The sequence below is a fragment of the Mesorhizobium sp. M0904 genome, from assembly GCF_040319475.1.
Lineage (GTDB): Bacteria > Pseudomonadota > Alphaproteobacteria > Rhizobiales > Rhizobiaceae > Mesorhizobium.
In genome coordinates this window covers 177,799-202,274 of the sequence record NZ_JAMYOC010000009.1, presented here as the reverse complement: position 1 = coordinate 202,274, position 24,476 = coordinate 177,799, and the positions used below count along the sequence as shown (strand labels likewise).

At 62.3% G+C, this 24,476-nt stretch carries 22 protein-coding genes and 3 pseudogenes; 5 read left to right on the top strand and 20 right to left on the bottom strand.

The window, feature by feature from the left end:
• Nucleotides 1-153: 153 nt before the first annotated feature.
• Both ilvC and NKH80_RS12245 read right to left on the bottom strand, forming a co-directional pair.
• Nucleotides 154-1,173, bottom strand: coding sequence for a ketol-acid reductoisomerase (ilvC, locus tag NKH80_RS12250; protein WP_023676662.1), 1,020 nt, complete (start codon nt 1,171-1,173; stop codon nt 154-156).
• Nucleotides 1,174-1,196: 23 nt separating this feature from the next.
• The gene (locus tag NKH80_RS12245) at nt 1,197-1,850 is read right to left on the bottom strand and encodes a TetR/AcrR family transcriptional regulator (protein WP_352991739.1); all 654 of its coding nucleotides are present in this window, start codon (nt 1,848-1,850) and stop codon (nt 1,197-1,199) included.
• Nucleotides 1,851-2,002: 152 nt separating this feature from the next.
• On the opposite strand from NKH80_RS12245, the pseudogene NKH80_RS12240 reads away from it, so the two are divergent.
• Nucleotides 2,003-2,430, top strand: a pseudogene (locus NKH80_RS12240) (anthrone oxygenase family protein).
• A 29-nt stretch (nt 2,431-2,459) separates the two neighbouring features.
• Here NKH80_RS12240 and NKH80_RS12235 read toward each other — a convergent pair.
• Nucleotides 2,460-2,912 carry a MarR family winged helix-turn-helix transcriptional regulator gene (locus NKH80_RS12235; RefSeq protein WP_254820706.1) on the bottom strand — a complete coding sequence of 151 codons (453 nt, stop codon included), beginning with the start codon at nt 2,910-2,912 and terminating at the stop codon, nt 2,460-2,462.
• 101 nt (nt 2,913-3,013) lie between these two features.
• Between NKH80_RS12235 and NKH80_RS12230 the strand changes: the two genes are divergently transcribed.
• Both NKH80_RS12230 and NKH80_RS12225 read left to right on the top strand, forming a co-directional pair.
• A complete protein-coding gene (locus tag NKH80_RS12230) occupies nt 3,014-3,319 on the top strand; it encodes a Rieske (2Fe-2S) protein (RefSeq protein WP_352991737.1) in 306 nt (101 codons plus the stop codon).
• Between the two features lies 1 nt (nt 3,320).
• Nucleotides 3,321-4,046 (top strand): glutathione S-transferase family protein, encoded by a 726-nt coding sequence (locus NKH80_RS12225; protein ID WP_352991735.1) that lies wholly within the window; start codon nt 3,321-3,323, stop codon nt 4,044-4,046.
• On the opposite strand, the pseudogene NKH80_RS12220 reads toward NKH80_RS12225, so the two are convergent.
• Nucleotides 3,994-5,233, bottom strand: a pseudogene (locus tag NKH80_RS12220) (FAD-dependent oxidoreductase). The gene NKH80_RS12225 and the pseudogene NKH80_RS12220 sit on opposite strands and share 53 nt — an antisense overlap.
• Before the next feature lie 73 nt (nt 5,234-5,306).
• Nucleotides 5,307-5,717, bottom strand: coding sequence for a winged helix-turn-helix transcriptional regulator (locus tag NKH80_RS12215; protein ID WP_254820710.1), 411 nt, complete (start codon nt 5,715-5,717; stop codon nt 5,307-5,309).
• 136 nt (nt 5,718-5,853) lie between these two features.
• Here NKH80_RS12215 and NKH80_RS12210 point away from each other — a divergent pair, with 136 nt between their 5' ends.
• Nucleotides 5,854-6,744 (top strand): SDR family oxidoreductase, encoded by an 891-nt coding sequence (locus NKH80_RS12210; protein ID WP_352991732.1) that lies wholly within the window; start codon nt 5,854-5,856, stop codon nt 6,742-6,744.
• 43 nt (nt 6,745-6,787) lie between these two features.
• Here the strand turns inward: NKH80_RS12210 and NKH80_RS12205 are convergent, their stop codons facing one another.
• The 3 genes from NKH80_RS12205 to NKH80_RS12195 all read right to left on the bottom strand — a co-directional run bounded on the left by NKH80_RS12205 (nt 6,788) and on the right by NKH80_RS12195 (nt 11,615).
• Nucleotides 6,788-8,707, bottom strand: a complete 1,920-nt coding sequence (locus tag NKH80_RS12205) for a potassium transporter Kup (protein ID WP_352991729.1) — start codon at nt 8,705-8,707, stop codon at nt 6,788-6,790.
• 157 nt (nt 8,708-8,864) lie between these two features.
• Nucleotides 8,865-10,778: a potassium transporter Kup gene (locus NKH80_RS12200; RefSeq protein WP_352505658.1), complete on the bottom strand. Its 1,914-nt coding sequence runs from the start codon at nt 10,776-10,778 to the stop codon at nt 8,865-8,867.
• Between the two features lie 96 nt (nt 10,779-10,874).
• Nucleotides 10,875-11,615, bottom strand: a complete 741-nt coding sequence (locus NKH80_RS12195) for a pyridoxine 5'-phosphate synthase (RefSeq protein ID WP_352991727.1) — start codon at nt 11,613-11,615, stop codon at nt 10,875-10,877.
• Between the two features lie 115 nt (nt 11,616-11,730).
• Here NKH80_RS12195 and NKH80_RS12190 point away from each other — a divergent pair, with 115 nt between their 5' ends.
• Complete coding sequence (locus NKH80_RS12190; RefSeq protein WP_352876038.1) at nt 11,731-12,135, top strand: SpoIIAA family protein; 405 nt, start codon at nt 11,731-11,733, stop codon at nt 12,133-12,135.
• A gap of 6 nt (nt 12,136-12,141) precedes the next feature.
• Here the strand turns inward: NKH80_RS12190 and NKH80_RS12185 are convergent, their stop codons facing one another.
• The 12 genes and pseudogenes from NKH80_RS12185 to NKH80_RS12130 form a co-directional block, all read right to left on the bottom strand.
• Complete coding sequence (locus tag NKH80_RS12185; protein ID WP_023720791.1) at nt 12,142-13,269, bottom strand: ATP-dependent DNA helicase; 1,128 nt, start codon at nt 13,267-13,269, stop codon at nt 12,142-12,144.
• A 140-nt stretch (nt 13,270-13,409) separates the two neighbouring features.
• Nucleotides 13,410-13,742, bottom strand: a complete 333-nt coding sequence (locus tag NKH80_RS12180; RefSeq protein WP_352876879.1) for a nitrile hydratase accessory protein — start codon at nt 13,740-13,742, stop codon at nt 13,410-13,412.
• Between the two features lie 19 nt (nt 13,743-13,761).
• Nucleotides 13,762-14,421, bottom strand: coding sequence for a nitrile hydratase subunit beta (nthB, locus tag NKH80_RS12175; RefSeq protein WP_352991725.1), 660 nt, complete (start codon nt 14,419-14,421; stop codon nt 13,762-13,764).
• Nucleotides 14,418-15,023: a nitrile hydratase subunit alpha gene (gene nthA, locus NKH80_RS12170; RefSeq protein ID WP_352991723.1), complete on the bottom strand. Its 606-nt coding sequence runs from the start codon at nt 15,021-15,023 to the stop codon at nt 14,418-14,420. Before nthA ends, nthB begins: the two co-directional genes overlap by 4 nt.
• A 56-nt stretch (nt 15,024-15,079) precedes the next feature.
• On the bottom strand, nt 15,080-18,238 hold the full coding sequence (locus NKH80_RS12165; RefSeq protein WP_352991721.1) for an efflux RND transporter permease subunit: 3,159 nt from the start codon (nt 18,236-18,238) through the stop codon (nt 15,080-15,082).
• Entirely contained in the window at nt 18,235-19,479 is a 1,245-nt protein-coding gene (locus NKH80_RS12160) for an efflux RND transporter periplasmic adaptor subunit (protein ID WP_352991719.1), read from the bottom strand. Before NKH80_RS12160 ends, NKH80_RS12165 begins: the two co-directional genes overlap by 4 nt.
• Nucleotides 19,480-19,647: 168 nt before the next feature.
• Nucleotides 19,648-20,244, bottom strand: coding sequence for a LysE family translocator (locus tag NKH80_RS12155; RefSeq protein ID WP_352475315.1), 597 nt, complete (start codon nt 20,242-20,244; stop codon nt 19,648-19,650).
• A 61-nt stretch (nt 20,245-20,305) separates the two neighbouring features.
• Complete coding sequence (gene ilvN, locus NKH80_RS12150) at nt 20,306-20,878, bottom strand: acetolactate synthase small subunit (RefSeq protein ID WP_023676680.1); 573 nt, start codon at nt 20,876-20,878, stop codon at nt 20,306-20,308.
• Nucleotides 20,879-20,944: 66 nt separating this feature from the next.
• A complete protein-coding gene (locus NKH80_RS12145) occupies nt 20,945-22,696 on the bottom strand; it encodes an acetolactate synthase 3 large subunit (protein ID WP_352644617.1) in 1,752 nt (583 codons plus the stop codon).
• A 291-nt stretch (nt 22,697-22,987) separates the two neighbouring features.
• Nucleotides 22,988-23,511 (bottom strand): annotated as a pseudogene (locus NKH80_RS12140) (GNAT family N-acetyltransferase).
• Nucleotides 23,512-23,533: 22 nt separating this feature from the next.
• Complete coding sequence (locus tag NKH80_RS12135) at nt 23,534-23,845, bottom strand: hypothetical protein (protein ID WP_352991717.1); 312 nt, start codon at nt 23,843-23,845, stop codon at nt 23,534-23,536.
• Nucleotide 23,846: 1 nt separating this feature from the next.
• Nucleotides 23,847-24,413 carry a helix-turn-helix domain-containing protein gene (locus NKH80_RS12130; RefSeq protein WP_352991715.1) on the bottom strand — a complete coding sequence of 189 codons (567 nt, stop codon included), beginning with the start codon at nt 24,411-24,413 and terminating at the stop codon, nt 23,847-23,849.
• Nucleotides 24,414-24,476 lie beyond the last annotated feature (63 nt).

The following is a 24,476-nucleotide window of genomic DNA, read 5'->3' as shown; positions in this document are numbered from 1 at the left end:
GCGCGCCCGCAGCGCGAAGCCTGAGGACGCGCAACGAAACGAATGTGGATTTCCTTCAGTTCTTGGCCTTGTCGACCAGCTTGTTTTGGAAATCCCCCGCGCGCCCGCAGCGCGAAGCCTGAGGACGCGCAACGAAACGAATGTGGATTTCCTTCAGTTCTTGGCCTTGTCGACCAGCTTGTTCTTGGAAATCCACGGCATCATCGCGCGCAGCTTGGCGCCGACTTCCTCGATCTGGTGGCTGTCATTGTTGCGGCGGATGCCCTTGAAGCGCGACATGCCGGCGCGGTATTCCTGCATCCATTCCGAGGTGAACTTGCCGGTCTGGATATCCTTCAGAACGCGCTTCATCTCGGCCTTGGTCTCGGCGGTGATGATGCGCGGGCCCGAGACGTATTCGCCCCATTCGGCGGTGTTCGAGATCGAGTAGTTCATGTTGGCGATGCCGCCTTCGTAGATCAGGTCGACGATCAATTTGACCTCGTGCAGGCACTCGAAATAGGCCATTTCCGGCGCGTAGCCGGCTTCCACCAGTGTCTCGAAGCCGGCGCGGATCAATTCGACCAGACCGCCGCACAGCACCACCTGCTCGCCGAACAGGTCGGTCTCGCACTCCTCGCGGAAATTGGTCTCGATAATGCCCGAACGGCCGCCACCAACGCCGCAGGCGTAGGAGAGCGCCAGGTCGAGCGCATTGCCCGAAGCGTCCTGGTTGACCGCGACCAGGCACGGCACGCCGCCGCCCTTCTGGTATTCGCCGCGCACCGTATGGCCGGGCCCCTTCGGCGCGATCATCACGACGTCGACCGAGGCTTTAGGCTCGATCAGGCCAAAATGAACGTTGAGGCCGTGGGCAAAGGCGATCGCTGCGCCATCGCGGATGTTCGGCGCGATCTCGGATTTGTAGATGTCGGCCTGCAGCTCGTCGGGCGTGGCCATCATCATCAGGTCGGCCCACTTGGCGGCATCGGCCACGCTCATCACCTTGAGCCCGTCGGCCTCGACCTTCTTGGCGGTCGCCGAGCCGGCCTTGAGGCCGATGGCGATGTCCTTGACGCCGGAATCCTTGAGGTTGAGCGCATGCGCCCTGCCCTGGCTGCCATAGCCGATGATGGCGACCTTCTTGCCCTTGATCAGGTTGAGATCGGCATCGCGATCGTAATAGACACGCATTTTTCTTCCTTCCCGTTTTGAATTCAGAGGCCTTGCGGCCCGGTTTTTGCCCTGTAAAGAGCGAGAAACTGCTGCGTCGCCCGGACGGCATCGCCGCCGATCGCCGCATCAGTCAATTCCAGCCGGTCGCCAAGCAGCAGGCGGATCTGCACGTCACGGGCGACCAGCCCGAAAAAGGTGCGGAACGCCGTCTCAGCATCGGAAAACTCGAGGAAACCAGCTTCCTTGCCTGCCTCGAGCACCGGCTTAAGGCGCCTGGCCAGTGCGAAGCGGCCGTTCTCCAGCACGATGGCGCCGAGATCGTCTTTCCCCGAACTAGCCTGGCCGACCGCCACCCGGTTCAGCGCGATCGAGGTGTCGCTCGAAATTACCTTGAGCCAGTCCGAAGCGAAGCGTTCGAGGCTCCCCGTCAGCGAAGCAAGGTCGAGCCCCTTGCGATCAACCGGCACTACCCGCACCTTGGACGCCTGCCATTGCACCGTTGCCGTCAACAGCCCGTCGCGATCGCCGAACCATTTGTAGAGCGTCTCCTTCGAGCAGCTCGCCCGCCGCGCCACGGCGGTCATGGTCAACTGATCGCCCTCTTCGACCAGCAGGCGAAGGGCAGCGTCGAGCACGGCTTTCTGCCGCTCCGTCAGCGTCTCGCTGGTGTCTATATCGGTCACAGCGTGCAACACGGTCTTTCCTCAGGAAGCGAACTCACCGCAGTTTAGGTACGAACTCGACGGCGTACCGTACGTTACGGTTCGGCTTTATGGCGTATTGCCCGACCCGGCGCAAGCCTTTATTTCTATAGCTTGCTCCATGCGGGCATCACGGGAGACGGATCATGCTCGCCGGATTGCTTGCCTTGACCGTTACCGCAGTGTTCGCGGGCGCGGCTATCTACGTCAGCGTCGCCGAGCAGCCGGCGCGGCTTCGCCTCGATGACAAGGCATTGCTGCAGGAATGGCAGCCTTCCTACAAGCGCGGCGCGGCCATGCAGGCTTCGATCGCCGTCATCGCCTGTATTCTGGGCCTCGTCGCGTGGTGGCTGACCGGCAGTCTCGCTTACCTGGCCGGCGCCGTGCTGATCATCTGCCCTGGCCATGGACGCTGCTGGTGATGATGCCGGCAAATAGGTTGCTGGTGGCGATGGACGCGAACACCGTCAATCCTGAAGCTCGGACATTGCTCGTCAAATGGGGCCATCTGCATCTGGTCCGCGTCGGGCTTGGCGTTCTGGCGACGCTGGCATTCCTCTGGGCCAGTGCCTGACCTCGCAGGTCCACGCCATCTTCGGCATGTCACTCCGGGGCGGGCGGAACTCGCAGGCGCCCAAGCAGAGCTGACAGCGCATCGAGCTCATCATTGGACAGCCGGGAGCCGACCAACTCCGCGATCGAGCGGCCGTAGACGGCCCACATGCGGCGACGCGTCTCCCGCCCCTTGTCGGTGACGCGGACGGTTTGCCCGCGGCCGTCATCGGCAACGGGAAGCTTCTCGACCAGCCCGTCGGCTTCCAGCCGCGCCAGCAGCCGGGAGATGTTGTACTGCGCAAACAGGGTGCGCTCGGTGAGTTGGAATGGCCGCAATCCGCCCTCGCCCGCCTCGGCAAGCTCATGCAGGACGTCGTACCAGGCAAGCGGCGGCAGGCCACTGTCCTTCAGCGCGTCCTCGGCTCTTTCCAACAACTGGCGCGAAACCCGCATCAGGCGGGCCCAGGCTTTGATTGCTGGAGGTGTAGGAATCCCGGTCATGATTGCATCGTAGGTGATAGATGCAATTGCATCAAGCTTGACGATCGATGCAAATGCATCTATATAGATGCAGTCGCATCAATCATGAGAGACAAATTCCGATGAAGTATGAAATCTGCAGGATCGCCGACGTTCCGGAAACAGGCAGCCTGATCGCTCCGTTCTTCGGCCGCGAGGTCCATGTCCACCGCAGCGGCGAGCGTATCCGCGCTGCCGCCAACGTCTGCCTGCATTTCGGTGGTCCGCTCGACTGCAAGGACGGCAAGCTCGTCTGCCAGTGGCACGGCGCCTCGTTCGACATGGCGAACGGTGATCGCCTCGAAGGCCCGGCGCCGAAGGGCTCCCGCCTGATGTTCCTCTCCACCCGCATCGAGGACGGCGCCTTGAACTATGTCTGGGGAGAGTGAGATGACCGGTAAGCTCATCCTCGTCAGCCACCATCTTTGTCCCTATGTGCAGCGCGCGGCGATTTCACTTCGCGAAAAGGGCGTGCCGTTCGAACGCATCACGGTCGATCTCGCCAACAAGCCTGCCTGGTTCAAGGCGATACCACCGCTCGGCAAGGTGCCGCTGCTTCGCGTTGAGCATGACGGCCAGGAAACGGTGATCTTCGAATCGGCGGTCATCCTCGAATTCCTCGAGGAAACCCAGCCCAATCCACTGCATCCCACCGACCCCTATGCCCGTGCCCGGCATCGCGCCTGGATCGAGTTCGGCTCGGCAATCCTCAATGCCATCGGCCGCTTCTATTCAGCGCCTACGGAAGCCGCGCTGCTCGCTGAAAGCGAGACGCTATCGGCAATGTTCGATCGCCTGGAAGTGGAACGGGCGAACGGCGCGGCCGGGCCATGCTTCGACGGCGAGCGCTTTTCACTGGTCGACGCGGTCTACGGCCCGATTTTCCGCTATTTCGACGTCTTCGACCGGATCGGCGATTTCGGCATCCTGGACGGAAAGCCGCATGTCCAGGTGTGGCGCGAGGCCTTGCGCAAACGCCCATCCGTGAAGGGCGCGGTCGCGCTCGACTATCCGCAACGCCTCCATGCATTCTTGCAGGCTAAGGGTTCGCACCTTTCCGAAATCATCCGCCAAGGCGATCCGGCCATAGCGCTTCCGCAAGCCCTATCGGCTTGAATGGATTGATCACCGTTCCTGTAACCATGGAAGCAAGAAACTGCGGCGCCGGCGGGACTTTTGCCAGCGTCGCCACCAGCCTGTCGCGGACGAACGGCATCACAATCGAATCCGACTGATAACACGGCGTCAGCACCAGCGACAGCGCCTGGAAGACCCGCACATGCCATCGCCGCGTCCGGACATAGGCCTCCAGTGCAGTATCGACACGGTCCGTTCCTATGAGTGCGTAGTTGAGCGCGGCTGCATCGAGCAGCGCCATGTTCGCGCCCTGGCCGAGCTGCGGGCTCGTTGAATGGGCCGCATCCCCGATAACAGCCAATCGTCGTCCGGCTGGCGTCTTCATCGTGTGATGGCCATAGCGCGCCAGCGAAAGCTGCTCGAAACTGTCGATCTGGTCGGTGAAGGCCGCGCATTCAGGCCACAGCCCGACCAATCTCGCCTTCCATGCCTCGAGACCTGCCCCCCAGACGTACTCGGCATCCGCCGGCTTGAGGCTCCAGAAGAATGCCGCCATCTCCTGGGCATCCGGCTCGGGCCGGCCGATTGGCAGCACGCCGATCATCACGCTTGCGCTGTCGTAGCGCTGCAGCAGCGCGTGCTCGTCGAAACCCTCGCCGCGCCAGCCAAGCGATGCCCAGAAAGCGCCATAGGCGAGCGATCGCGGTTCGCCCCGGATTATTCACGCACCGCCGCAGTTTGGAGCGTGAACCGCTGGCGTCCACTACCAGGTCGAACGACCCCATCCGTCGTCCGTTGCCGCAGATCAATGTTGCCCGTTCGCCGGTTTCCAGCGTCTCAAGCTCGATACCTGTCTCGATGTGGATCGCTTGGCGCCGGGCGGCGCGGAAAAGCACGCCGAACAGAGCCGCGCGATGTACCGCCAGCCCGAAACGGCCGCCACGCCAGGCATCGTAGCGGACGTCGAGCACTGTGCGGCCGGTCTTGGCATCTGCACCATGCAGGCGGTCTATGCGGCAGCCCAGCGCCAGAATGTCTTCGAGCAGGCCGAGATCGGCAAGCACCGTCAGCCCGGTCGGCTGCAGGATCAGCCCGGACCCGACCGGTTTTGGCTGGTCGAAGCGCTCGAAGATCGTGACCCTATGTCCGGCGCGCTTGAGATAGAGCGCGGCGGCAAGTCCAGCCGGCCCGGCGCCGGCAATCGCGATGTCCAGAGAATTGCCCATCTGCCCGCCCAACCCAGGCCGGACAATCCTTCAGCGCTGTCGCTAAATCAAGCCGCCGTCTCGGCCTGGAGGCTCAGCCTTCGGCAGCATCGAAAACCTTCCGCGCCTCGCGTACAGCGCTGTGATTGAGCTCGGCCCATTGGATCAGCTGATGCAAGGGTCCAAACATCGAGCGCCCGAGATCGGTGAGGCTGTATTCGACGCTCGGCGGTTTGGTCGGAAACACTTGGCGATGGACATAGCCGTCGCGCTGAAGATCGTGCAACGTCTGGGTGAGCATGCGCTGCGAAATATCGGGCACGAGGCGCCGCAACTCGCCGAAGCGGTACGGCTTCTCGGCCAAGGCTTCCATCAGCAGCGAACTCCATTTGTTGCTGATCCCCTGGATCACGTCGCGAACCGGACAATCCGCAAGGTTTCCGCCACCGCTGCCTGCTTTGTAGATCTCGAGCTTCGATCTCAGATTGACGATCTTGCCGTCCATGGCTGGTTCCCTGGGTGTGCCTACCTCCCGCAAAACTGCCTTCTTTACGAGGATGGGTCAATTCCTATTTTAGTGCTGGTCTCTTTTTGAGACTAACATATGCACCCGCCGCTCCGGCGCAACGTCAGGACCCTTCATGACCGACACCCTTCTTGTCACCGGCGCCTCCGGCCAGCTTGGCCGCGGCGTCATCAATCATCTGCTTGACACGCTCAAGATCTCCCCTCAGCGCATCATCGCCGCCACCCGCAATCCGGAAAATCTGGCCGATCTGGCAGCGCGTGGCGTCACTCTCAGGGCGGCCGACTTCGACGACACCGCATCGTTGGCCAGTGCATTTACCGGCGCGGACAGAGTTCTGATCATTTCGACAAACGAGCTTGCCCTTCCGGGCAAGCGCCTGAAGCAACATGAGACCGCGGTCGTGGCCGCAAAAAGCGCCGGCGTTTCGCATCTGCTCTACACATCGATGCCCAATCCGGAGCCAGGATCGCCGGTGCTGTTTGCGCCCGATCACCACGGCACCGAGCAGGCGATCAAGGCGAGCGGCATTCCCTACACCATCTTCCGCAACGGCTGGTACCAGGAGAACCTGTTCATGGCGCTGCCGCACGCCATCGCCTCGGGGCAGTGGTACACATCCGCCGGAGACGGCCGTATTGCCCATGGCGCGCGCGACGATATGGCCGCGGCAATCGCCGCCGGTCTCGCATCGGGGGCAACCGAAAGCACGACATACACGCTGACCGGTCCGCAGGCCTATACGGTCGCTGAAATCGCGGCCCTCGTCACCGAGGTTACCGGCAAGCCAATCGAGGTCGTCCAGCTTTCGGACGAAGCGCTGACCGGGGGATTGAAGGCAGCTGGCGTCCCCGAAGGTTTCGCCCCGGTCATCGTTTCCTTCGACACCAATACCCGCTCCGGCCGCATCAGCATGGTGACGGACGCGATCGAGACGCTGTCTGGCAGGAGACCGCGGCCGCTGAAGCAATTTCTTGAAGCAAACAAGGCGGCTCTGGTGAGCTAAGCCTGACAAATGGTCGTGCCCTTCGACGGGCACGACCATTTGTTCAGATAGCCACCTGCGTCCCGATCTCGACGACGCGTCCGGTCGGGATCTGGAAATATTCCGTTGCATCGGCCGCCGAGCGCGCCAGCCCGATGAACAGCTTGTCCTGCCAGACCGGCATGCCGGAATTGGGCGAGGCCTTGAGCGAGCGCCGCGACAGGAAGAAGGAGGTCGTCATGATGTCGAACTTCCAGCCCTGCTTGCGGCAGATCGCCAGCGCACGCGGGATGTTGGGCTGCTCCATGTAGCCGAAGGTCAGCGTCACCCGCATGAACAGCTCGTTGACGGTCTCCATCTTCACCCGCTCGCTGTCGGGCACGAGCGGCTGCGGCGCCGTCACAACCGAAAGGATGACGTTCTGCTCATGCAGCACCTTGTAGTGCTTGAGGCTGTGCATCAGTGCCGTCGGCGCGCTCAGCGGATCGCTGGTCAGGAACACCGCGGTGCCCGACACCAGATGCGGCTTCTTCTTCAGCAGATTGCCGGCGAGGAAATCGAGCGGGATCTCGTTCCGGCGGGTCTTGTCGAACAAATAGCGGCTACCGCGGATCCATGTCCACATAGTCATCACGATAACTGCGGCGATGGCAAGCGATGCCCAGCCACCTTCAAACACCTTGACTATGTTGGCGGCAAAGAAGCCGGTATCGACGAAGGCGAACACGGCCATCAAGGCGATCGCGACGCCAAGCGGCCATTTCCAGATGCGCGTCATCACAACAAAAAGCAGCACATTCGTCACCAGCATGTTGCCGGTCACCGAAATACCGTAGGCCGAGGCCAGGCGGCTGGATTCGCCGAAGCCGACCACCAGCAACATCACGACCAGCGCCAGCATCAGGTTGATGCGCGGCAGATAGATCTGGCCCGACTGTTTTTCCGACGTGTGCTGGATGACGAAACGCGGCAGCATGTTGAGCTGCACCGCCTGCCTGGTCAGCGAGAAAGCGCCGGAGATCACCGCCTGGCTGGCGATGACGGTCGCCGCCGTCGCCAGCACGACCATCGGAATAAGCGTCCAGCCCTGGTTCATCTCAAAGAAGGGATGGCCGACAACGCCGCCATTTGCCAGCACGAAGGCGCCTTGCCCGACATAGTTGAGCAATAGACAAGGGAACACGATTGCCAGCCAGGCGAGCACGATCGGCTTGCGGCCGAAATGGCCGAGATCGGCATAGAGCGCCTCGGCGCCGGTGACGGCGAGGAAGACCGCACCAACCGTGACGAAGGCCACGTCGGGCGAGTTGACCAGGAACGACACGATGTAATGCGGGCTGATCGCCAGCAGGATTTCCGGATCGGCGATGATGTGGTTAATGCCGGAAAGGCCGATGGCCAGGAACCATAGCGCCGTGACTGGCCCGAACACCAATCCTACGCCGCCGGTGCCGAACCGCTGTACCGCAAACAGGATCGCCAGGATGGCCAGTGTCAGCGGCACCACATAGGGCTGAAATGTCGGCGTGACGACATTCATACCTTCGACCGCTGATAGCACCGAGATCGCCGGCGTAATGACCGCGTCGCCGAAAAAAAGCGCCGCGCCGACGATGCCGATGCCGAGGATCACCGCCGAGCGCGTCGGAAAACTGTTGCGCGCCAGCGCCATCAGCGACAGCACCCCGCCTTCGCCTCGATTGTCGGCACGGAGCACGAACATGATGTATTTGATGGTGACGGTGATCGTCAGCGACCAGATGATCAGCGAGAGTACGCCCAGGATGTCGCCACGGTTGGCGACATTGCCACCGGCTGATGCATGCAACGCCTCTCGGAATGCATAGATCGGGCTGGTCCCGATATCGCCGTAAACCACGCCGAGCGCGCCCAGCATCAGCACTTTGGTGCTGTGCTGCTCGACCTCAGAATGGCTGGATTGTTCGACAGGTTCTGCCTCGTTACCAGCATTGGTAAGGGCCATGGACGACACTCCGATAAGCGCGCGGTGCTCTACGCTTGCTGCGCTGCAATATCAAGTGCCGTCACGTAATGGCTCCGTCCCGATATTGCGAGTCCTCCACGACTTGGCAGACTCAGTCCCATCGGCAGACTACCTGGAATGTCGCAACGGACACGTTTCAAATAGCCACCTGCGTCCCGATCTCGACGACGCGTCCGGTCGGGATCTGGAAATATTCCGTTGCATCGGCCGCCGAGCGCGCCAGCCCGATGAACAGCTTGTCCTGCCAGACCGGCATGCCGGAATTGGGCGAGGCCTTGAGCGAGCGCCGCGACAGGAAGAAGGAGGTCGTCATGATGTCGAACTTCCAGCCCTGCTTGCGGCAGATCGCCAGCGCACGCGGGATGTTGGGCTGCTCCATGTAGCCGAAGGTCAGCGTCACCCGCATGAACAGCTCGTTGACGGTCTCCATCTTCACCCGCTCGCTGTCGGGCACGACCGGCTGCGGCGCCGTCACAACCGAAAGGATGACGTTCTGCTCATGCAGCACCTTGTAGTGCTTGAGGCTGTGCATCAGTGCCGTCGGCGCGCTCAGCGGATCGCTGGTCAGGAACACCGCGGTGCCCGACACCAGATGCGGCTTCTTCTTCAGCAGATTGCCGGCGAGGAAATCGAGCGGGATCTCGTTCCGGCGGGTCTTGTCGAACAAATAGCGGGTGCCGCGGATCCATGTGGACATGATCAGCCCCATGCCGCAGGCAACCGTGATCGACACCCACCCGCCTTCGAGGATCTTGACGACGTTTGCGAGGAAAAATCCGGTATCGATCGTGCCGAACAGCAGTGTGAGCGCGGCCGCCAGTGCAAGCTGCCATTTCCACCGGAACCGCATCACCACGAACAGCAGGATGGTCGTCATAAGCATTTCGCCAGTCACCGAAATGCCATAGGCGGAAGCTAGCGAACTCGAACTGCCAAAGCCGACCACCAGCAACATCACGCCCAGCGCGACCACCAGATTGACCCGCGGCATGTAGATCTGGCCGGACTGCATCTCGGAAGTATGCTGCACCTCGATACGTGGCAGCAGATTGAGCTGCACCGCCTGACGCGTCAGTGAGAAAGCGCCGGAGATCACCGCCTGACTGGCGATCACCGTCGCTGCCGTGGCCAGCCCAACCATGGGCATTAGCGCCCAATCCGGCAGCATCTGGAAGAATGGGTTGGTGGGTTTGCCGCCGTTGGCAAGAACGAACGCGCCTTGTCCGAAATAGTTGAGGAGCAAACAAGGAAACACGACAGCAAACCATGCCAGCACGATCGGCCTGCGCCCGAAGTGGCCGAGATCGACATAGAGGGCTTCGGCCCCGGTGACCGCCAGGAACACCGCCCCGACCGTGACGAAAGCGCCGGTGGGCGTATTGGCTAGATAAGCGACCGCGTAATAGGGATTGACCGCCAGCAGGACCGACGGATCGTCAAGCAGATGGTAGACCCCGGCGGCGCCGATTGCCAGGAACCACGCTGCCGTCACCGGCCCGAACACAGCCGCCACCCTGCCGGTGCCGAACCGTTGCACGGCAAAGAGCATTGCCAGGATGACAAGAGTGATCGGAACGACAAAGGTTTCGAGCGTCGGAGCCATCACTTCCAGGCCCTCGACAGCCGAAAGCACGGAGATGGCGGGCGTTATTATCGCGTCGCCGAAAAAAAGCGCCGCGCCGCAAAGTCCGATCCCCAGAATGAACGGGGCTCCCTTTGGATAAGCACTACGCGCAAGCGACATCAGCGACAGCGTGCCGCCCTCGCCCTTGTTGTCGGCTCTGAGGACGAAAGCGACGTATTTTATCGTGACGATGATCGTCAGCGCCCAGACGATAAGCGACAGCACACCGAGGACGTCGTTGCGCGCTACTGGTCCCGACGACGCGTGCAGTGCTTCCCGAAATGCGTAAATTGGGCTGGTGCCGATATCGCCGTAAACCACGCCCAACGCGCCCAGCATCAGCACCTTGGTGCTGTGCTGCTCGACGGTGGAGTGGCTGGATTGCTCGATGGGTTCTGCCTCGCTACCAGCGTTGGCAAGGGCCATGGACGACACTCCCATAGACGTTCGGTGCTCTATGCTGCGGGGATGGAAAGGGCGCGCTGCCGTGCCGGGAACGCAGGGCTATCGGCTCGCCTCTCTCTACCAGCCACAAGCCTTCAGAAACCGCCTGACCGTTCCAGCCATGCCATACTCCAACGCATCGGCTGTCAACCCATGCCCGATCGACACTTCGGCCAATGCCGGGATGCGCCTGGCCAGTGCCGGCAAATTGCTCACCACAAGGTCGTGCCCGGCATTGACCTGGAGCCCTGCGGCCAGCGCGGCATCCGCCGTCTTTCCCAATTTCTCCAATTCCTTCGCCGCTTTTGCCGAATCGGAATGATAGCTGCCGTATGGACCCGTATAGAGTTCGATCCGGTCGGCGCCGGTGTCGCGAGCGGCTTTCACGCCATCGGGGTCAGGATCGGAAAACAGCGACACGCGAAAGCCTCCCTTCTTCAGGCGCTTGACAACCGGTGTCAGGAACGCAGCCTCGGCGGCGAAGTTCCAGCCATGATCGGAAGTCGCCTGCGCCGGGTCGTCGGGCACCAGCGTCACCTGCTCGGGCTGATGCTTTTCCACAAGCGCCAGGAACTCCTCGGTCGGATAGCCCTCGATGTTGAATTCAGCATTCGGGAACTCGTCGTCGATCAGCGCCCTGATCTGCGGCAGATCGGAATGCCTGGTGTGCCGCTCGTCGGGTCGCGGGTGCACCGTCAGCCCATGCGCGCCGGCGGCAAGGGCGATGCGTCCGAGCCCGGTCACGCTTGGCCACGGCAGGTCCCGCCGGTTGCGCAGCATGGCGATGGCGTTGAGGTTGACGGAAAGCTTTGCAGGCATTTGCACGGTTCCAGGCTGATCTCGGCGCGCATCTATACCGCCTTTAAGCGGAACAGACAGAGGGTTTCAGGTGTTCCAAGGTGAACCAAGAAAATCGAGCGCAAGGAGTTGCCTGTTGAATTTTCTCGATGCCGTGCCCGCGATCCGCCGCATCGATACCGATCGCGAAGACCTCCTCGCCATCGATGTCGTCGGCCATGTCGCAGCGGCCGACGCCGAAAACCTGTTTGGATTGCTGGAAGCGGCCTACGCGCTGCACTCGAAAATCGACGTGCTGGTGCGCCTGATCGATCATGAGGGTGTCGACTGGACCGACGTATCGGACGAGACGATCGAACAGGGCATAGCTCATGCAGTGGAGCATATCGGCAGCTGCGCCGCGGTCGGTGAGCCGAACTGGATAGCCGAGGCAAGAGCCTTTCTGCCTGCCTCTGTGCCTATCGAACTCCGGCATTTCGAGGCCAAGGACGAGGCCGCCGCTTGGGAATGGCTTGGCGCCAACCCGATCGCCCAGCGCTGATGCGGCCTATCGAACGATCGTCAGCCGTTCGGCCGCGCGCGTGATAGCGGTGTAGAGCCAACGCTGCCGGGTTTCCTTGAACGCCCAGCTTTCGTCGAAAAGCACGATCTCGTTCCATTGCGACCCCTGTGCCTTGTGCACGGTCAGCGCGTAGCCATAGTCGAAATCGTCGAAACGCTTCTTCTGCTGCCAGGGAATGTCGGCGTCCGGATCTTCGAACGCCGCCTTGAGCAGCTTGATCTTGGCGACGCCGCGATCCGGGTCGTCTTCCTCCGGCGAAACCAGCAGATTGATGCCGGGCTTGACCGTCTCGCGCGACGAGGTCATCACCTTCCACAGCGAGCCGTTGAGCAGTCCCTTGGCCGGATCGTTGCGCAGGCAGACCAGCTTGTCGCCGGCTTGCGGATAATCGGCGTTGAACCCCTTCAGCTCGCGCAGCCGCTGGTTATAGCGGCGGCGCGTGCGGTTGGTACCGACCAGCACCTGGTCCGCCTTCAGCACCAGTTCCTGGGTGACGTCTTCCTTGCCGATCACTTGCGCCGCGCCATAGTCGCCGCGCATGAACTCGCGGCCCTCGCGCACGTCGAGCGCCAGCCTGATGATCGGATTGTCGCGCGCCTGGCGGTGGATTTCGGTGAGCAGAATGTCCGGCTCGTGGTCGGTGAAGAAGCCGCCGCCGGAGATCGGCGGCAACTGGCCGGGATCGCCAAGCACCAGGATCGGCGTGCCGAAGCTCATCAGGTCACGGCCAAGCTGCTCGTCGACCATCGAGCATTCGTCGATGACGACGAGCTTGGCTCGCGAGATCGGGCTCTGCCGGTTGAGCGAAAAGGTCGGCGACATCGAGGTTTTGCCGGTCACCTCGTCCGCTACCGATTCCTCGCCTTTCGGCCGGTAGATCAGCGAATGGATGGTGCGGGCATTGACCGCGCCCTTGGAACGCAGCACCTGCGCCGCCTTGCCGGTAAACGCGGCGAACTGCACCTGGCCGTCGACATGCTCGGCGAAATAGCGCGCCAGCGTCGTCTTGCCGGTGCCGGCATACCCGAACAGCCGGAACAGCTGCGGCTTGCCGGCTTTCAGCCAGCCGGCCACTGCCTTCAGCGCCTCGTCCTGTTGAGGAGAGAATTCCATCAGCGCGACAGACCGGATTCGCGAGGGAAAGACAAGGTGAGTGCCATCACCATCAATATCACCGCCGGCAACTGCGCCGCTGCGACAGGATTATCAGTGACGAACAGGAACGTAAAGAGAACAAACCAGGCGACCGCAGCTTACCGAGCCCGCTGTGGATCGTTCTCCAGCAGGATCGGCTTGCCATGCGGTGTTGCGTGCGCGGCGCGTTCCCAGGCAGCGGCAAGGCTGTCGACGTCGTTCTTGCCGGCAATGGCTTTGGCCGACAGCAGCTTTTCCAGCGCCGCCAGCCAGTGCTCGTAGTAATCGTGACCGTCGCGCGCGGCGCCCGGCCGCTTCACCTCTGCCGACAAAGCATCCGCCCATTCGCTCCACGAAAACAACCCATTATCGTGCAGTGCTACCGTCATGGCAAAGGCCTCTGCTTGCCACGGCTCGGCAAACACAGGCGCCTCGACACCGGCTGGCGGCATAGCGGCGATTGAGCTCGTCTCACGCCGGCTCAAGGTAGTTCTCCCAGGCATCGATCGAAACGACAAGTGTCGGGTCGGCGCCCTCGCCCCAGATTTCGCTGCCGGTGAAGGCCACCGTATAGACCCATTGCGGGTTTTCACCCTGGCCATGCGCGTTTGTGTCGGGAAAAACAAAGCCGCCGCGCACAGCCTCGACGACACCTTGCTTGCCGCGTGCATAGCGCGGGAGCCTGGTGTGGCCCGTCGGATGGAAATTCTTCGTACGCACAGTGTCGCCCGCCTTGAACCGCGCCGGCGTAGCGACCGGCCGGTCGCAAGGCCCGCCCTTGGCCAGCACCGCCGGAACATCTTTAGCCTTCAGCACCCGTTTGGGTGTCGCTGCCGGGTCGACTGCGTCGCCCGTGGCTAGGTCGCGGTCGCCGACGAAACCATGGCGTTTGAGCAGCACCTCCAGCGCCTTGATCCATATCTGGTAGTAGTTGGAGGCATAATAATCCGCTGGATGCAGCGATTCCCGCGCGTGCCGGCTCTCGTCGATGTTCCAAGCGCCAATGGCGCCGGCGCACAACGTCACACCCAGCGCCCGCCTTTCCCAATCGGCATGGAAATAGGGTTCGTCCGGTTCGGGCGCGACCGGCCCGAAACCCATCTGGCCGCCGAGATCCTGCGGCCCGTTCATGCCGGCTCCCGCGCCAACGCGGTGCCGATCATGGCATTGCGCGTCACAAGATCGGCGAGCCGTGCCTCATCCCAGCCCTCGGTGCCCCTTGGCTGCATAGGCACCACCAGATAGCGAAGCTCGGCGGTCGAATCCCACACCCGGATTGTTGTCGTCGCCGGCAAGATCAGCCCGAATTCCTCGAGCACGCCGCGCGGATCGATCACTGCGCGCGAACGGTAGGGCGGCGCCTTGTACCAGACCGGCGGCAGGCCGAGCACCGACCACGGATAGCAGGAGCATAGCGTGCAGACGACCAGGTTGTGCGTGTCGGCCGTGTTGAAGACCGCCCGCATGTGCTCGCCTTGCCGGCCGGTGTAGCCGAGCGATTCGATTGCTGCCGTTGCGTCACGCTTCAGCCATGCGGCAAAGGCGGGATCAACCCAGGCTTTCGCCACCACCTTTGCGCCGTTGCGCGGCCCGATCTTGGTCTCGTAGGTGTCGACAATGACATCGATCGCCGCCGGATCGATCAGGCCTTTGCGGGTGAGAATCGTCTCCAGCGCGCGCACGCGCGCCGCAAAAGGATCAAGCTCGTTGTCATGGTGGTGATTATGCGGCATGGCGTCAAATTACGATCGCGGACCCCCGGCCGCAAGCACCACGGCTTGGGCCAGCGCTATTCGGCTGCCGCCTTCTGCGGCACTGGTTCTTCCTCCTCGTCGAACAGTGACGGCTGGTCGACCGCTTCGACCGGCCTCGGCTCGCCACGGCGCCGCGCCCACAGCCTGACCAGCCAGCCGGAAAAATGCTCCATGTAGACGTAGATGACGGGCGTGACGAACAGCGTCAGTGCCTGCGAGGCGACCAGACCGCCGACCACCGCCACGCCGAGAGGCTGGCGCAGTTCCGCACTGGCGCCGGTGCCGAGCGCGATCGGGATGGTACCCATCAGCGCGGCAAGCGTGGTCATCATGATCGGCCGGAAGCGCATCAGGCAGGCCTTGTGGATGGATTCGACAGGCGACATCCCCTCGCGCCTTAGCTCGAGCGCCACGTCGATCATCATGATGCCGTTCTTCTTGACGATGCCGATCAGCATCAGGATGCCGATCACCGCGATCACCGACAAATCCATCCCCGCCAGCCGCAGTGCCATCAGCGCGCCAAGCACCGCCGAGGGAAGCCCGGTCAGGATGGTAAGCGGATGGATGAAGCTCTCATAGAGCATGCCGAGAACGATATAGATGGTGAGGATCGCGCCGCCGATCAGCAGTCCCTGGTTGGAAAGCGAATCCTGGAAGGTCTTCGCCGTGCCCGAGAACGTGGTCGAGATCGTCGGCGGCATGCCGATCTTTTCCTTCAGCGCATTGATGTGGCTCACGCTGTCGCCGAGGGCTACGCCCTGCGGCAGATTGTAGGAGATGGTCACAGCCGGAAGCTGGCCGAGTTGGTTGACGGTCAGCGCACCGGCGGTCCGATCGACGCGGGCGAACGCGCCGAGCGGCACCAGGCTGCCGCTCGCCGTTCTCACCTTGATGGCCAGCATCCGCTCGGGCGACCACTCGATCTTCGGGTCGAGTTCCATGATCACGTCGTAGCTGTCGGCCGACCCGAAAATGGTCGACACCTGCTGGGTGCCGAAACCGCCATAGAGACTGGAGCGCAACGTATCGGTATCGACGCCGAGCGTCGCCGCCTTGTCGCGGTCGATCACCAGCGTCGCCTGAAGCGCATTGTTCTGCAGGTCATTGGTGACGTCGGTGAAGGCAGCATGGTCGGCAGCCATCGCGTCCGTCAGCTTCTGCGCCCAGACGTTCGTCAGGCGGGTATCGAGGCCCTGCACGGCAAGCTGGTAGGCACTCGCCGAAGAACGCGCGCCGAGCCGCAGGTTCTGCACCGGCTGCATGTAGGTTTCGATGCCGGGCACGTTGGCAAGTTGGCGCCGCAGGTCCGAAAGCACCTTGTCGATGCTCGGTCGCTGGTCCTTGTCTTTCAGCTGCACAAACAGCTGGCCCTGGTTGAGCGCATTGCTTCCACTGCCCGCCGACCAGCCGACATGCGCGACGTAGGGCGAATGGGTGAAGACATCCGCCACTTGCCCCTGCAGCTTCACCATGGCGTCAAACGAAATATCCTGGCGCGCAATGGTCGTCACTGAGACCTGGCCGATATCCTCCTGCGGGAAAAAGCCCTTCGGCGAGATCTGGATCAGCCATACCGACAGCCCGGCGGTCACGAGGAAGACAAGGAAGACAAGGAAATTGTGGCGCAGGCAGAATGTCAGCAGCCTGTCATAGCCCCGCATGAAGACGTTTTGTCGGTGGTCTCCGCCATGCGCTGCTTTCTGCTCGGCTTTCGATAATGACAACAGCCGCGAGCACAGCATCGGCGTCAGCGTCAGCGAGACGAACATCGACGCCAGGATGGCGACCGTCACCACTACCGCGAATTCGTTGAAGATGCGCCCGATCACGCCGCCCATCAAAAGCACCGGAATGAACACTGCGACCAGCGAGATCGAGATCGAGATGATGGTGAAGCCGATCTCGCGCGCGCCCTTGAGCGACGCCTCGAGGGCCGAGAGCCCGTCCTCCTCCATATGGCGGAAAATATTTTCCAGCATGACGATGGCATCGTCGACGACAAGGCCGACCGCCAGCGTCAGCCCCATCAATGAGACGTTGTCGATGGAAAAGCCGAACAGGTACATCACACCCATCGTGGCGATGAGCGAAATCGGCACCGCCACGGCGGGGATCACCGTCGCCGTCACCCGGCGCAGGAACAGGAAAATCACCATCACCACCAGCGCGATGGTGAGCAGCAGCGTGAACTGCACGTCGTCCACCGCCTCGCGGATCGACGTCGAGCGGTCGTTGAGCAACTGGATGCTCGCCGCCGCCGGCATCTGACCCTCGAAGGAAGGCAGCATCGCCTTGACGCGGTCGACGACATCGACGGTATTGGCATCCGGCTGACGCTGCACCGCCATGATGATGGCGCGGGTGCCGTCGTACCAGCTTGCCGTCGTCGTGGTCTCGACCGAATCGATGACGCGGGTCACCTCGCCGAGCCGCACCGGATGGCCGTTCTTGGTTGCGATGATGATGTTGGAGAATCCCGCCGCGTTGGTCAGCTGCGTGTTCGCGGTGATCGTCAGCTGCTGTTTGTTGTTCTTGAGCACGCCGAGCGGCGTGTTGCTGTTGGCCGAGGCAATGGCCGCCTGCAGCTGGTCGATCGAGATGCCGCGCGCGGCGAGCGCCGTCGGATCGATCTGGACGCGTACGGCATATTTTTGCTGGCCGTAAATCGAAACCTGCGCAACGCCATCGATCGTCGACAGCGATGGCGAAATCACATTCTCGGCAAAGGCATCGAGATCGGTCAGCGGAATGGTGTCGCTGACCAGCGACATCAGCAGGATCGGCGCGTCGGCTGGATTGACCTTGCGATAGCTCGGCGGGCTGGTCATCTCCGGCGGCAATTGTCGTTGCGTGCGTGCGATCGCCGCCTGCACGTCGGCGGCGGCGTCGTCTATGTCGCGGTTGAGTACGAACTGAATGGCGATCGAGGTCGAGCCGAGCGAGTTGGTCGTCGAAATCGAATCGATGCCGGCGATGGTGGCAAACTGCTTGATGAGCGGCGTTGCCACCGAGGTCGCCATGGTTTCTGGCGAGGCCCCGGGCAGCGAGGCCGAGACGTTGACCACCGGAAATTCCGCGCTTGGCAGTGCCGCCACCGGCAGGAATTTGTAAGCAAATAGCCCGCCCAGAACCAGAGCGAACGACATGAGCAGCGTGGCGACGGGCCTGCGGATGCAGAATTCGGAAATCATGGCTGTGTTCCGCCCGTCCGGTCAGCCTCGGCGACCTTCGGAGCCGCCTGGTCGCCGGTGCCGGTCGAAGCCTTGCCTTCGCGCACCGCCGCGCCGTTTTTCAGCTTGGTCTGGCCCTCGACGACGACACGCTCGCCACTTTTCAATCCTTGGCTGATCGCGGTGTTGGCGCCTTCTGTCAGCGCGACCTGCACCGGCCGCATTTCAACGGTGTTGTCCGGCTTGATCACATAGACGAACGGTCCCTTCTGGCTGGGCTGGACGGCAACCGTCGGAACCGACGTCATTTGCGGCATAATGCCGGCATCGAGCACGACATTGACATATTGGCCCGGCCACAGCGAAAGATCGGCGTTGGGCACGCTGGCCCGCGTTGCGATCGTGCCGGACGCCGTGTCCACGCTGGAATCGACGAAATCCACCGTTCCCTTGCCGATCGGCTTCGGGTCGCCATCCTTGGTCAGCGTCACCGCGCCTTGCTGCGGCGCCGCCAGCGCTTTGTGCAGTAACGCAAGATCGCTTTCGGGGAGATTGAAATTCACCTGCAACGGGTCGACCTGCGTGATCGTCACCAGCGGGGTCGACGTGCTGCTGCCGTTGCTGGTGGTGACGAGATCACCGACGGCGACGCTGACCGCGCCAAGCCTGCCGGAGATCGGCGCCCTGATCGTGGCGAAGCCAAGCTGGATTTGGTCCGCATCGATCGTTGCCTTGTCGGCGTCGACGGTGGCCGCTGCGGATTTCTGCGCCGCGACAGCCTGATCGTAGGTCTGCTGTGTGCCGGCCTGCCTGGCGACAAGATTTTTGGCCCGCTGAAGATCGGCCGTGGCGCTGGCAAGCAGCGCCTGATCTTTTGCGAGCGTCGCCTGATCACGTGCCAATTGCGCCTTCAACGAGCGATCGTCCAGCGAGAACAGAAGGTCGCCTGCCTTCACCATCTGTCCGTCCTTGACTGCGATTGCGACGATCTGGCTCGAGACCCGTGCGTTGATGCTGACCACGGCAGGAGAGGACACGAAGCCGATGGCATAGCGCCGGACCGGAAAATCGGCCGTCGAGGCGGTGGCGGCAACCACCGAAGTCGAACGCGCGGCACTTGCCGCTGCAGCGGGTTTGTCAGCCGCCGTCTGCTTCGCCGACAGGAGATGCTGAAGATCGCTCATTGCGCTGGGCGAAAGATACAGCCACGCCGCGGCAACGCAGGCTGCAGCGATCACCGCAAATACGATCTTTCCGCGCATCGACAAAAGGCCTCTCGATCCGACACGCCGCTATCCGGTGGCCGTAGTCTAGCTCAACTCGCAGCCGATTGCCGCGCTTTTGCCAGATAATAGAGGATGCCGAAGGCGAAAAAGGGCCAAAACCCGTCATTACGAAGATTTAATGTGCAGTGCACAATAAAACGGCAGCTAACGCAGCATCGGCCACAGCGTCGCCGCCAGCGTCACACCCATGGCGATGTTGAACCATTTGAGCCGCACCGCATCTGCCAGAAAACCGCGCAGCGCCATGCCGAAACCGGCCCAGGTCGAAATGCTCGGCAGCATGACGACGGCGAACGCAGCCGCGATCAGCACCACGGACACAAACGGGCGCTCCGGGTTCGTATAGACGGCCATGGCCGTAATCGCCATCACCCAGGCCTTGGGATTGACCCACTGGAAAGCCGCAGCCTCGATGAAGCGCATCGGCTGGCCCTTCGCCTCGCCTTCGCCGCCGAGCGACCGCGACATGGCGATCTTCCAGGCGAGATAAAGCAGGTAAAGGCCGCCGGCGATCTTCAACCCGGTATGCAGCACCGGAAAGGCCGTCAACACGGCGCCAAGCCCGAAGCCTACGGCAAGCAACAGCACGAGGAAGCCGAAGCCGATGCCGAGCATGTGTGGCACGGTCTTGACCAAGCCGAAATTCACACCCGAGGCCAGAAGCATGAAATTGTTCGGACCCGGCGTGATCGAGGTCACAAAGGCATAGACCAGCAGAGCAAGGAATGCATCGAAGGTCATGCCGTTTCCCTAAATCAATGCGATCGGTGGCAAAGCGACGAGAGAGAGCCAAGCTGGATGACTACATCCCTTGCGGGCCGCGGTTCATCGCCGCCACCCCGGTGCGGCAGATCTCGACGAGCCCGAGCGGTTTCATGATGGCGATGAACTGATCGAGCTTGGACCCCTTGCCGGTGATCTCGAAGATGAAATGCTCGGTGTTGGCATCGATGACGCTGGCGCGGAATGCATCGGCGAGCCGGAGCGCCTCGACGCGGGCTTCGCCGGTGCCGGCGACCTTGACCAGCGCGAGTTCCCGCTCCAGTGGCCGCTCCTGTCCAAATTCCTGCGACCGCACGGTGAGATCGACGACGCGGTGCACCGGCACGATGCGCTCGAGCTGGTGCTTGATCTGCTCCAGCACGTGCGGCGTGCCGCGCGTCACGATGGTGATGCGCGACAGGTGCTTTTCGTGCTCGGTTTCCGAGACCGTCAGGCTCTCGATGTTGTAGCCACGTCCGGAAAACAGGCCGATGACCCGGGCAAGCACGCCCGGCTCATTGTCGACCAGGACCGAAAGCGTGTGGTTCTCTGGTTTTTCCGTCTCCTTGGCGATGAAATAGGCAGAGCCGGTCGGTTGCAACTGTGCGTTCATGACATGAATCTCGATTTAAAACTTTTGCGCTAATCTGCTGTTTCCGCACAGCTTCCTCGAACCAGGCTACACCAGTTCCCTGCCCTTGGCGTCGATCGCGTTGGCCACAGCTTCGTCGGTCGCCTCGTCAGGCAACAGCATCTCGTTATGCGCCTTGCCGGACGGGATCATCGGGAAGCAGTTGGCGAGCGTCGCCACGCGGCAGTCGAAGAGGACGGGCTTCTTGACCGCGATCATCTCCTTGATGGCGTCATCGAGCTCGTCCGGCTTGTCGCAGCGAATACCGTGGCCGCCATAGGCTTCGGCGAGCTTGACGAAATCCGGCATCGCCTCGGTGTAGGAGTGCGACAGCCGGTTGCCGTGCAGCAGCTGCTGCCATTGCCGCACCATGCCCATATACTGGTTGTTGAGGATGAAGATCTTGATCGGCGCCTCGTGCTGCACCGCCGCGCTCATCTCCTGCATCGTCATCTGCACCGAAGCGTCGCCGGCGATATCAATGACCAGCGCATCCGGGTGCGCGATCTGCACACCGAGTGCCGCCGGCAGGCCGTAGCCCATCGTGCCCAGTCCGCCGGAGGTCATCCAGCGGTTCGGTTTCTCGAAATGATAGTGCTGCGCCGCCCACATCTGGTGCTGGCCGACCTCGGTGGTGATGTAGGTGTCGAGGTCCTTGGTCAGCGCATAGAGCCGCTGGACGGCATATTGCGGCATGATCACCTCGTGGTTCATCTTGTAGGCGAGCGAATCGCGGGCGCGCCATTTGGCAATCTGCTCCCACCACGGGTGAAGCGCTTTCTTGTCGGCCTTGGCGGTTGCCCGCCACAGCCGCACCAGATCCTCCAGCACGCGCCCGACATCGCCGATGATCGGCACGTCGGTGTGGACGTTCTTGTTGATCGACGACGGGTCGATGTCGATGTGGATCTTCTTCGAATTCGGCGAAAACGCCGTCAGCCGCCCGGTGATGCGGTCGTCGAAGCGCGCGCCGATGCAGAGCATGACGTCGCAATCGTGCATCGCCATGTTCGCCTCATACGTGCCGTGCATGCCGAGCATGCCCATCCAGTTCTTGCCCGACGCCGGATAGGCGCCGAGGCCCATCAGCGTCGAGGTGATGGGAAAGCCGGTCAGGTCGACCAGCTCGCGCAGCAAATGGCTCGCCTCCGGGCCGGAATTGATGACGCCGCCGCCCGAATAGATGATCGGCTTCCTGGCGCCGGCCATCAGCTCGACCGCCGCCTTGATCTTTTCCAGGTCGCCCTGGACCTTCGGCTGGTAGCTGGTGCGCGGCGCCGTCTGCGGCGGGACATAGATACCCTTGGCGAACTGAACGTCCTTCGGAATGTCGACGACGACCGGACCGGGGCGCCCTGTCGTTGCCACATGGAAGGCCTCGTGGATCGTTGCCGCGAGCTCGTTGACGTCCTTCACCAGCCAGTTGTGCTTGGTGCAGGGTCGCGTGATGCCGACCGTGTCGCACTCCTGGAACGCATCCGAGCCGATCAGCGAAGTCGGCACCTGGCCGGTCAGGCAGACCAGCGGGATCGAGTCCATCAGCGCGTCCTGCAATGGCGTCACCGCATTGGTGGCGCCCGGCCCTGAGGTCACCAGCATCACGCCGGCCTTGCCGGTCGAGCGCGCATAGCCTTCCGCCGCATGGCCCGCGCCCTGCTCGTGGCGGACGAGGATGTGCTCGACCTCGTCCTGCTGGAAGATTTCATCGTAGATTGGCAGAACCGCGCCGCCCGGATAGCCGAAAACATGCTTGACGCCATTGTCCTTCAGCGCCTGCACCACCATTTCGGCGCCAGTCATTTCAGTTCTTGGCATTTCAGTTCTTGGCATTTCGCGCCGCTCATTCTGTCCACTGTTCATCGGTCTGGTCCCGTACTGTTCGCCATCTGGCGATTGTTCGTCGTTTAGTCGTGTTTCGGGCAATAAAAAAGGCCCCCGAGGGAGCCTGTGTCTTGCGCATGGGAGGTCATCGCCCGGCGGTTACACCGCCTCGCCCACGCGCTTTCCTACGAGAATGAGTGCCTTTTTCATGGTGGCGGACAATAGAATTGGTTTGACGCCGCTGTCAACGGCGAATGTGCACGGGCCGGATCAGGCTGAACCAATGCGTTTCCAGTAGATGAGGGTGGCTGTGAGCCCGCCATGCGGCTTCAGCGCATAATCCGGTATTTCGCCGGCCAGCGTGAAGCCGAGCTTTTCATAGAGGCCGGAAGCCCCCTCCTCTTTTGCCGTGTCAAGGACCAACAGCGTGCGGCCTTTCTCCACGGCAACGACTTCCGCCGCCTCCATCAGGCGGGTTGCTATGCCCTTGCCGCGGCAATCGAGGCGGGTCATCAGCTTGGCGATCTCGGCCCGGTGCGGCTGGTTGGGAGGCAGTCGAGCAGCAAGGTGACTGTGCCGACCAGAGCCTCGCCGTTCCAGGCCCCAAGCACCGCCCTTTCGCCTCTGGCGGCCGCATCAAGCGACTTGTTCCAGAAGGCCGCGGCCATCTCCGGCGCCAGCGGATGCATGAAGCTGACCGAGCCGCCGGCAGCGACTGTCCCGATCAGCAGATCCGCCAGCATTTTTTGCGTTCCATCAGTATTGCTGAGTGGCCTGATTTCGATCGAACTCATGTGGTTTCCCCTTCGCCGCCCGTCAGTCGAAATGACTGGTCCGCTTCCGCTTCCTAGCCCGGCGGATTTCCGCGATGCGATCGGCGTCTTTTTCTTGCAGATGTCGCCCGCGTTCCAGCAGTTCGAGCGTGTATTCCTCATAGGTCAGGCCTAGCCGCTCGGCTTTGTCCAGCCGCATCAGCATGATCTCGCGGCTCGGCGCTTTCCATGCCTGGGCATGGGCGGTCCGCCAGGCAAGAAAGACATAGGGATCGCCCTTGCCCCAGGGCGGACCGTCATAGTCGTCGAGCGGCGGCCCACCATTGTCGGAGGGTTTCGGACGGCGTGCCTTCACCTCAGCGCCTGGCCAACGCAACCAGATAGTCGGCGGCGTCCGGCCCCGGAGCGTGGAAGACGCAATCTGATGGCGCGCCGAGCGCCAGGCAGTCGCCGGTTTCGAGCTTGTGAACGATGTCGCCCTCGGTGAATTCGAGGCGCCCGGAGATCAGCCATATCTGTTGCCTGATGAAGGCATAGGACGCCGCCGGGAAACTTACCTTGGCGCCGGCCGGCAACTGGACCCGGATCAGTTCGAGCGGCATGTCGGAGACCGGCGAAAGATGCCGCCGCACATAACCCGTAGCCGGATCGCGCCACAGCGGCTGGTCACCTTCGCGAAGCAGGCCACCGCCCTGCAATTCCGCCCTTGCGATCAATGTGGAAAGCGTCATGCCGAAGGCGGCCGCGATGCGCACGAGGAGTGCCGCCGTCGGGCTGGTCATGCCGCGCTCGATCGTGCTCAGCATGGCTTTCGAGACATCGGACCGCTCCGCCAATTCAGCCAGGGACCAGCTGCGAGCCACCCTTTCGGTGCGTATCCTTCTGCCGATAGTAGAGGATACGTCGTTCGCTATATCATCCATTAATCCAATATATCGAAATTTTTCTGCGAGGCAACGACCGTTTCGTCCAGTTTTCGCAAACTC

Bases quoted from the DNA above. Each gene is read 5' to 3' on its own strand.
- ilvC (WP_023676662.1), bottom strand. From the start codon at position 1,173: ATGCGTGTCTATTACGATCGCGATGCCGATCTCAACCTGATCAAGGGC.
- NKH80_RS12235 (WP_254820706.1), bottom strand. From the start codon at position 2,912: ATGACCGGGATTCCTACACCTCCAGCAATCAAAGCCTGGGCCCGCCTG.
- NKH80_RS12230 (WP_352991737.1), top strand. From the start codon at position 3,014: ATGAAGTATGAAATCTGCAGGATCGCCGACGTTCCGGAAACAGGCAGC.
- NKH80_RS12225 (WP_352991735.1), top strand. From the start codon at position 3,321: ATGACCGGTAAGCTCATCCTCGTCAGCCACCATCTTTGTCCCTATGTG.
- NKH80_RS12215 (WP_254820710.1), bottom strand. From the start codon at position 5,717: ATGGACGGCAAGATCGTCAATCTGAGATCGAAGCTCGAGATCTACAAA.
- NKH80_RS12210 (WP_352991732.1), top strand. From the start codon at position 5,854: ATGACCGACACCCTTCTTGTCACCGGCGCCTCCGGCCAGCTTGGCCGC.
- NKH80_RS12205 (WP_352991729.1), bottom strand. From the start codon at position 8,707: ATGGCCCTTACCAATGCTGGTAACGAGGCAGAACCTGTCGAACAATCC.
- NKH80_RS12200 (WP_352505658.1), bottom strand. From the start codon at position 10,778: ATGGCCCTTGCCAACGCTGGTAGCGAGGCAGAACCCATCGAGCAATCC.
- NKH80_RS12195 (WP_352991727.1), bottom strand. From the start codon at position 11,615: ATGCCTGCAAAGCTTTCCGTCAACCTCAACGCCATCGCCATGCTGCGC.
- NKH80_RS12185 (WP_023720791.1), bottom strand. From the start codon at position 13,269: ATGGAATTCTCTCCTCAACAGGACGAGGCGCTGAAGGCAGTGGCCGGC.
- NKH80_RS12180 (WP_352876879.1), bottom strand. From the start codon at position 13,742: ATGCCGCCAGCCGGTGTCGAGGCGCCTGTGTTTGCCGAGCCGTGGCAA.
- nthB (WP_352991725.1), bottom strand. From the start codon at position 14,421: ATGAACGGGCCGCAGGATCTCGGCGGCCAGATGGGTTTCGGGCCGGTC.
- nthA (WP_352991723.1), bottom strand. From the start codon at position 15,023: ATGCCGCATAATCACCACCATGACAACGAGCTTGATCCTTTTGCGGCG.
- NKH80_RS12165 (WP_352991721.1), bottom strand. From the start codon at position 18,238: ATGATTTCCGAATTCTGCATCCGCAGGCCCGTCGCCACGCTGCTCATG.
- NKH80_RS12160 (WP_352991719.1), bottom strand. From the start codon at position 19,479: ATGCGCGGAAAGATCGTATTTGCGGTGATCGCTGCAGCCTGCGTTGCC.
- NKH80_RS12155 (WP_352475315.1), bottom strand. From the start codon at position 20,244: ATGACCTTCGATGCATTCCTTGCTCTGCTGGTCTATGCCTTTGTGACC.
- ilvN (WP_023676680.1), bottom strand. From the start codon at position 20,878: ATGAACGCACAGTTGCAACCGACCGGCTCTGCCTATTTCATCGCCAAG.
- NKH80_RS12145 (WP_352644617.1), bottom strand. From the start codon at position 22,696: ATGACTGGCGCCGAAATGGTGGTGCAGGCGCTGAAGGACAATGGCGTC.
- NKH80_RS12130 (WP_352991715.1), bottom strand. From the start codon at position 24,413: ATGGATGATATAGCGAACGACGTATCCTCTACTATCGGCAGAAGGATA.